The sequence below is a fragment of the Moritella dasanensis ArB 0140 genome (assembly GCF_000276805.1).
Lineage (GTDB): Bacteria > Pseudomonadota > Gammaproteobacteria > Enterobacterales > Moritellaceae > Moritella > Moritella dasanensis.
The window spans coordinates 81,154-88,966 of the sequence record NZ_AKXQ01000019.1 but is presented as its reverse complement, the minus strand read 5'-3'; the positions used below and the strand labels follow the sequence as shown (position 1 = coordinate 88,966).

Sequence of the window (7,813 nt, the reverse complement as noted above, 5' to 3'; positions counted from 1 at the left end):
AGTGGGAGCGATTATAGAGAAACTGGTTTCATTGGCAAGTGTTTAACTAATATTTATGACAGTTTCACTTAATTCGACTAAAAAACGTTCGAAAAGTAACTTTTAAAGACATCTAGCTAGTTTAAGGTGGTGTTAGCGACCTTAAATGCAGAATACAATACCCGCTAATCGTCGAATTAAACGTTATATAATGATAAATACGCCCATTACATGACGTTATTACTCTAAAGATAAAGAAACAACCTCTATTTATTTAATAGTCATATAACTGTCACCTTAGGCTTTTACACTGCTGTGCATTAACAGCTAAGCTTAATCAGGAAGATGACCTTGCGTATTACAACCTTTTCTCGAATCAGTTCTCTTACTTTAATCTGCCTCTCGCTCTTAATGACTTATACGCTTTATGGTAGCCACCAGCAACTCAATCGGCTTGATCTACAAAATTCGATGTTTGCGCAAATGAAAGAGCAAGTCACCATAAAACTCAATCATTCCATCTCTGAATATTTACAACAAGGTAATACGGCTGACTTACAACAATCAGGGCAACTCATAGACCAATTGATTGATTCTCTCGATCAACTTGCCAGTGCTATTGATACCACAGCGCTCAAACACCAGCTCAATCAATTTGCTGCACTAGTAGAAGGTCCGTTACGCTCATCAGGAAAATTTGCTTCCGACCACTTTCAACTACTGAACTTCAACGAAAAAGAATTAGCGGATAACTTATCACTATTAAAGCGGCAATTATTGCAGCATGACATGCCATTGCGCCAAACAGATTTAATCCTTATCAGTGATATTCAAGAAAGTCTTGCGCATTTAACCAATCAACGCCAACGTTACTTTAATCAGTTACAAGCATCACAATGGCAAGAGCTCCTATTGGTAGTAGAAGAAAGTGCGGTGCTTATAAATGAACTATCGCAATTTGGCCGTTATGACAGTACAGATGATCAAGAAATTGAAGACGGTAATTTTCTTGATGATGAGGAAGGTGAAGAAAGCTTATTTATAGTAGATATTACCAACGAACTACAAAGCCTTATTAACCGTTACCCAAAAGAATTATTAAATACTAAAACAGTGCTTTCAGAGCAAGCCGATAATCAACAGTTAGTATTAACCGCAATCAGTAATATCCAAGCAGCTATTTTAGCGTTAGAAAAACCAGTCAATGATTATGCCAATGATCAACGCCAAAATACTTACCTATATCTAGCCCTTATTGCACTGAGTTTAATTCTATTTGGTATCGGTTTATTTTATGCCGAAAAGTACTGGGTAGTAAAACCACTGACAAAATTAGATCAGGCGCTTGCCTCTTTAGTTGAAAGCAATACCCGCGAACGCCTAACCTTCGCAGATAACAACAGTGAGATAGGTTTAATAGCCCTACACTTCAATCAATTATTAGATAATATCAATCAAGAACAGCTAACTAAACTCACTCAAGTCGAGCAAGTCACTCAGGCGTTAAACTTACTACAAGATGATTTTCAATCGATTAGTCAATATGCGCAAGCAAGTAGCTCTGCCATTAGTGATATCTCTACCGGCGTATCAGAAATTAATTCGCTAGCTCAAAAAGTCGATGCAGATACCCAGTCGGTGCATAACCTGACACAGCAGACCAATCAGCAAATGTATAAAGCTGCCAGTCAGATCACCGATTTTAGCTTAGCGACCGAACAAACCAAACAAGCGGGCAGTGCCAGCTTAAAAGCGATCAAAACATTAAATACCAATATGGAAAATGTGGAAACGATCGTGACATCGATTCATCGGATCGCCGATCAAACCAATTTATTAGCCCTCAATGCCGCTATAGAAGCCGCACGGGCAGGTGAGAAAGGCCGTGGATTTGCCGTTGTCGCCGATGAAGTCCGCAATTTATCGAAACAAACCCAGCAAGCGCTAGAACAAATTAGTAATTTTCTTGGACAGCTACATCACTCTAGCCAATCGCTCGAACATGAAGTTGATCATATTGCCCAACGTTGCCACCAGCAGTTAACGAATGCACATGAAATGCATCAAGAGATAAACGCGGTGATCCAACAATCAGAGCAATCACAACAAAATGCCGCAAATAGTAGCCAAAATACCCGCCAGCAAGTCAGCCATATTAGTGCGGTGAATACGCAGATGGCAGCACTGCAAAATCACAGTGAAGAAACTCGTCATAAAACCCAATCGGCGCAACAACAAGTCTCGACCCAAGTGCAGAAAATATTAACTATCTTTGCTTAAACATTAGAAACTCGAACCTGGAGTCGCCAGAAAGTCGAGTTCCGCGGCTGTCGACTCTCGTCCTAGAATAGTATTACGGTGTGGATAACGACCAAACTTTTCGATAATGCTCTGATGCTGTAATTCAAAATCAAGATTTGCTTGAATGTCATTACCTTTATAGAGAAATACAGCTTGTTGATGAATAATCGCGGATTCACTGTGCATAAACGGCATATAAAGAAAACTACACTGTAACTGTGACAGCTCTCTGTCAGCACCACATGCGATCGCCTCTTGGGCAAGGGCTAATGCCATATTATCAGCAGCAAATGCACCCGGCGTATCACGGAACATATTTCGCGAAAACTGATCCAAAATAATAATCTCAGCTAATCGCCCTTCAGCGCTGCGACGCCAATGAAATAACTCCCCCGCAACAGCGCGTTGATGTAACTCACTAAAACGAGTCAAAATCATTTGATCAAATTCACTATCTTTAACCCACCATTTAGCTGGATTAATATCTTCAAACCAAAACTTAATCACTTCTTTATACATAATTAAACCCATCTCCAATGATCCCACTAATTGAGTATAGGTTAACGTGAATCACTGAGCCCAATCATTATCAAAATCTGGATCTCAGTTTTCACATTTAAGTATTATTTTTTCATACATTATGAGCAGATCATAACTTTGCAGTCTAAGGTCTTATTTTTCATCACCTAGATGTGACTAAAATTTAATATTCCAACCCATCACCACGCCATGAGTCACCGTATCATAACCAAACTGTTTATCTGTAACAGGTCTAAAGTCATTACCGTTATCGTAATCAACCCACACTGCTTTATAGGCTAAATGCAGTTCTGACCACTCGTTAATGGCATAACGAACACCGGTATTAACCTGTCCGGTAAATTTGGTATCAGTCCCAGCGCCAGCATCAACTAAAGTTTCAAATGTCCAATCTTGGCTTAGTTGTTTGCTATAACGTACGCCAACAACATAATCGACCCAATCTACACCAGTTTCTCCCATTTCAGCATCAAGGGTTATATCCCACCAACGAATACCGGCCATATAATCCACGGTGCCAAAATCATACTCATAGCGCTTAAAGCCCTTAGCCTCAAATACACCTTGATGTAATAAACCATCTGCCGGTGATGCATCTAAATTCATAAACGCATAATCAAATGAATACCCCCAACCGCTACTATGTAGGCCTTCAGTATGCGCCATACCGCCCATTTTCAATTTAGAGAAGATATCGTTGGAACTTAAATCAAGTGGCGCATCAACAGGGCCGACCTGCGTCGAACCATCAATATTCGTTAATTGACCGTATAACTCGACGCTAAAATCCCATGATGAGACTTCAGTTGTTGATGCATCAGTATCCGCGGCAATGGTTTGCAAAGGAAGAAAAGCACAACATAGCGCTATGGATTTAATCGCTGTATTCATCAAATTAACCTCAATGTTTATAATGAGGCTATTGTCCAACGTTACCTTAATTATAACGACTCGTAATTCTTCTAGTAATAAGCAAAACTAATAGCGGGTTTGATATAGATCCTATTCACAAATATCCTTGAATCGCTAAAGAATAGGTAATACCAAGTAATTATCCACCAGCACCATCTGTCAGATAATGCTACCAGCCCGAAGAGAAATAAGCAGGACTACTACCACCAGCTCATGGCAAGCATATTCGGAAACGATTTAATCCATGTTAATAAAAGCCACAAACAAAAAAACCGCGTACCAAAGGCACACGGTTTAAATAGCGATTCAAATAAAGGCGAGCCTCTAGTGATTGCATCTAATGTTACATCGAATATTACATCGAATAGAAGTAGTATATTTGTGATTTCATACGAATAATAATACCGCGGATCACATCAAGGAAACCGAGGAATGCAATCGGCTTAGCACCACTGATCCAAGCGAGACCAACAGAGCCCACTGGGATATCATAATCTTCAGTTTCAATCAATTTAAGGCGAACGAAGTGATGCTTATTCATTACATTCTGCCCCGTTGTTGCCCTCACCGACGTTTCTTTCGATAATAACGAACCTTGCGCTTCACCTGTCGCTTCGATAATACCTTCAACCTCAGCAGAGAAAATATGCCCAGGGTAAACAGCAGAAGTAAACTCTGCAGCTCGACCGACTTTGATATTACGGATCGCTTGGTGGTTAACACGCATTAGCACGTATTTCTCATTGGTATACATTTGGATACGAGGCATCGCACCAATGTATTGACCTTCACGAATAATAAAGTTAGTTAAATAACCGTCAGCAGGCGCATAAACTCGAGTATTATCTAAATTCCACTGTGCTTGTGCATACACTTCAGTTTGATTCGCGACATCCGCTTTACGGCTATTTACAGCATGACCAGACTTAAGCGTATTAAGCTGCGCTTGCTGCGCGTTTAGCACTAATTTTTCAGCTTGCGATTGCAGTACAGTTAATTTGGCACTAGCAACTTGCACAGCTGTTTTTTGTTCATCTAGCTTACTTTCAGTAATGGTAAAAGCGGCGACTTTATTCTGATCAATATAACGTTGTAATGTCGTACTTTTCCAATTCAGGTCGGCTTCAATTTCAACTTGTTGATCGAGATTAATTTTAATCTCTTTATTGGCAATTGCATATTTAGATTCATTAATGCGTACATCATCAAGTGACGATGCTAATGCAACTTCAGTACTCTGTACCTGTGCCGCAGCTTTGTTTAATGCAATCTGATAAACCTGATCTTCAAGTTCATAAATCAGCTGGCCTTCGGTTACCTTTTGATTCGGCTTAACATGAATTGCTTTAATATTACCGGTAATTTTCGTTGACGCAGGACGTAATTGAATATGCGGCGATTGCACTAATGAGCCACCCGATAAATCCATTGGTGTATAAGTAATTAAACCAACCCACACAAACAATAACCAAGCAGAGCCACCAATATAAGCGAAACCTTTGGTAAATTTATTCCATGGCATACCAACTAAACGTAATAGATAGATAAGTAATGCCCATACCGCTAAACCTTCTAACATGATTTATTCTCCTCTGACTTCCAAATATCACGCACTCTAGCAATGGCTTTTTCTGCATCTACAAACGCAACAATGACTGCTAATACCCATACCCAATGCCAAATAAAGCCAATCCAGGTTAAGGTCGTGATCAACGTCAATTGTTGATGGCTATTTTTATGAGCCTGATGGATAGGCACCTCATGGAACTTCCAAAAGCCAATCGCTGCAGCTGCTACAGTTGCAATAAGTACAATAGCAGCAGCAATGTGTAATCCAGTGTCAAAGCCAGTGCCTACAAAAGGCATAGATATTAAACTCACAGGTTTATTCCTCGATTAATGATTCCGAATCAGACGATTAAGAACAAATTCTCTTTGCGTATAATTTGTCATCGCAAAGTAAATATTTCGAGGTAGATTATATTCGAGCAGGGTAAGCAAAAGTACTCGTAGAATTGCTAGATATCAGCACATTTCGCATTTATTGATAGCCAAATCACAGATATCAGGCTAATAATATATTTATCTAATTCAGCCAATTTCAAATAGCTAACATTCAATGAGGATAAGCGCATGCGTGAACTACCCAAATTCGACAAGGCAAACTTGAGCATTGAGCAACTTACCATTGAAATATCAAACTGGTTATTGGAGAACGATACCGAAGATCTACCCAACGCCATCGAATTCGCCTTAACATCCTTCATGCCATATATAGACGCACAGCGTATGTCACTCGTGCGTTTAACCAAAGATAGCCGCTTTGAAGGTGCTCTGACAGTGGCTGCGCCAGGTTATAATCGGGTGTCATTACCAGCACAAGGTATTTACTCTCCCTACTTGGATCAGATAAGTAAAGGTGAACTTATTATTGCCGAAGGTAACCTAGACAGTATTCTCAATTCCGATGAAGTTCTACTCGCAGAAATGCAAGATATCATAGCCCATATTATGGTGCCATTTAGTGTCCGAGGGCAGATTTGGGGTGGTATCGCGGCAAGTCGTTATATCGGCTCAATACACTGGCGTGAAGAAACCATTAACCGAGTTCGCAGTTTTGGGCAGATCCTCGCATCAACCTATGAGCGTTATGCTTATTGGGAAAAGCTGCAACAGAAAAACCAACAGCTCGAACTGTTATCACGTCATTTAATGGATAACCAAGAAAATGAACGCCGCATGTTATCACGTGAATTGCATGACAATTTTTCACAACGCATGGCATTACTGACCATTAAGGCATCATCGCTATCTAATACCTTAATTGTCGACAGTGAAAAACAATCAGCTCATGAACTTCACAATGAAATACAAGGGTTAGCGAAAGATATGCAAGCGCTATCACGCTCGTTACATCCTGCTATTTTGGAAGATCTAGGCTTATTAACGGCATTAAAATCTGAATGCCGACGTCTATCAACTATTAAAGATATCGATATTCAAACGCTATTTGATCCGATCCCAGCGTTAAATAAAGAACTGTCCTTAAATCTATACCGAATTTTACAAGAAACACTCAACAACGTCGCCAAGCATGCACAAGCATCAGCCGTGTTTGTATCCCTTCAATCAAGCGATAATAACCTGCACTTTCAAATTATTGATGATGGCATTGGCTGCGATTTAAATTTAAATCAAAATAACGGGAGTATTGGATTAATTAGTATTCGGGAGCGCGCACAGCTATTTAATGGCACTGCAATATTCAGCTCTCCTGAAAATGGCGGTTTTATCGTCGATATAATGATCCCTGCTATAAAGGAATATTATGAGTAATATAATTTTAGCCGATGACCATTTAATTGTGGCTCAAGGTATCGCTAGTATTTTACAACCAGAGCATCGAATTCTCGCGATTGCCAAAAATGGCCTGGAGTTAGTCGAGCTCGTCAAACAGCACGAACCTGACTTAGTTATCACCGATATTAGCATGCCTGATATGACCGGCATTGCCGCGATTGCCGCCTTAAAACGCATCAATAAAACCGTCAAGATTATTTGTCTCACCATGCATGAAGAACAAGAGTATGCCGAAAGTGCAATGGCAGCTGGCGCGCAAGGTTACGTATTAAAACATGAAGCCAGCGAAAGTTTAGTTGAAGCGGTAAACCAAGTATTAAAAGGCGAGACTTATCTCTCGAGTTCCGTAATAGTGAACACTGAAAAGCCTCAATTATCCTCTCGCCAAATCAGCGTTTTACGATTATTAGCCCAAGGTAAATCGGCACGCCAAGTCGCTGATGAATTATTTATTTCACCACGAACCGTCGAGTTTCATAAATATTCAATGATGAAATTGATCAGTGCTAAAACCAGCGCTGAGTTGATCCAGTATGCGATTAATCATGGCTTGATGGATTAAGCCTATCCATCGCTAAACAATGGATTAAGATTAATTTACGCATAAAAAAACCAGCATTTGTCTGCTGGTTTTTTTGTATTTTTAAATCATCAGATCATTACGTAATAAAATTACACGCGACGTTATTTTATTACGTAATTAAAGTACATAATGACAACT

General features: G+C 39.8%; 7 protein-coding genes. 3 read left to right on the top strand and 4 right to left on the bottom strand.

Going from position 1 to position 7,813, the window contains the following annotated elements; translation table 11 throughout:
* Nucleotides 1–324 precede the first annotated feature (324 nt).
* Nucleotides 325–2,259, top strand: coding sequence for a methyl-accepting chemotaxis protein (locus tag A923_RS0115565; RefSeq protein WP_017222610.1), 1,935 nt, complete (start codon nucleotides 325–327; stop codon nucleotides 2,257–2,259).
* Between the two features lie 3 nt (nucleotides 2,260–2,262).
* Here the strand turns inward: A923_RS0115565 and A923_RS0115560 are convergent, their stop codons facing one another.
* The 4 genes from A923_RS0115560 to A923_RS0115545 all read right to left on the bottom strand — a co-directional run bounded on the left by A923_RS0115560 (nucleotide 2,263) and on the right by A923_RS0115545 (nucleotide 5,598).
* A complete protein-coding gene (locus A923_RS0115560; protein ID WP_026006272.1) occupies nucleotides 2,263–2,799 on the bottom strand; it encodes a DUF924 family protein in 537 nt (178 codons plus the stop codon).
* Between the two features lie 177 nt (nucleotides 2,800–2,976).
* Complete coding sequence (locus A923_RS0115555) at nucleotides 2,977–3,711, bottom strand: hypothetical protein (RefSeq protein ID WP_017222608.1); 735 nt, start codon at nucleotides 3,709–3,711, stop codon at nucleotides 2,977–2,979.
* A 376-nt stretch (nucleotides 3,712–4,087) separates the two neighbouring features.
* A complete protein-coding gene (locus tag A923_RS0115550; protein WP_017222607.1) occupies nucleotides 4,088–5,311 on the bottom strand; it encodes an HlyD family secretion protein in 1,224 nt (407 codons plus the stop codon).
* Nucleotides 5,305–5,598: a hypothetical protein gene (locus tag A923_RS0115545; RefSeq protein ID WP_017222606.1), complete on the bottom strand. Its 294-nt coding sequence runs from the start codon at nucleotides 5,596–5,598 to the stop codon at nucleotides 5,305–5,307. The genes A923_RS0115550 and A923_RS0115545 overlap by 7 nt, the downstream gene beginning before the upstream one ends.
* 267 nt (nucleotides 5,599–5,865) lie before the next feature.
* Between A923_RS0115545 and A923_RS0115540 the strand changes: the two genes are divergently transcribed.
* Nucleotides 5,866–7,068: a sensor histidine kinase gene (locus tag A923_RS0115540; RefSeq protein WP_017222605.1), complete on the top strand. Its 1,203-nt coding sequence runs from the start codon at nucleotides 5,866–5,868 to the stop codon at nucleotides 7,066–7,068.
* The gene (locus A923_RS0115535; protein ID WP_017222604.1) at nucleotides 7,061–7,654 is read left to right on the top strand and encodes a response regulator; all 594 of its coding nucleotides are present in this window, start codon (nucleotides 7,061–7,063) and stop codon (nucleotides 7,652–7,654) included. The genes A923_RS0115540 and A923_RS0115535 overlap by 8 nt, the downstream gene beginning before the upstream one ends.
* Nucleotides 7,655–7,813 lie beyond the last annotated feature (159 nt).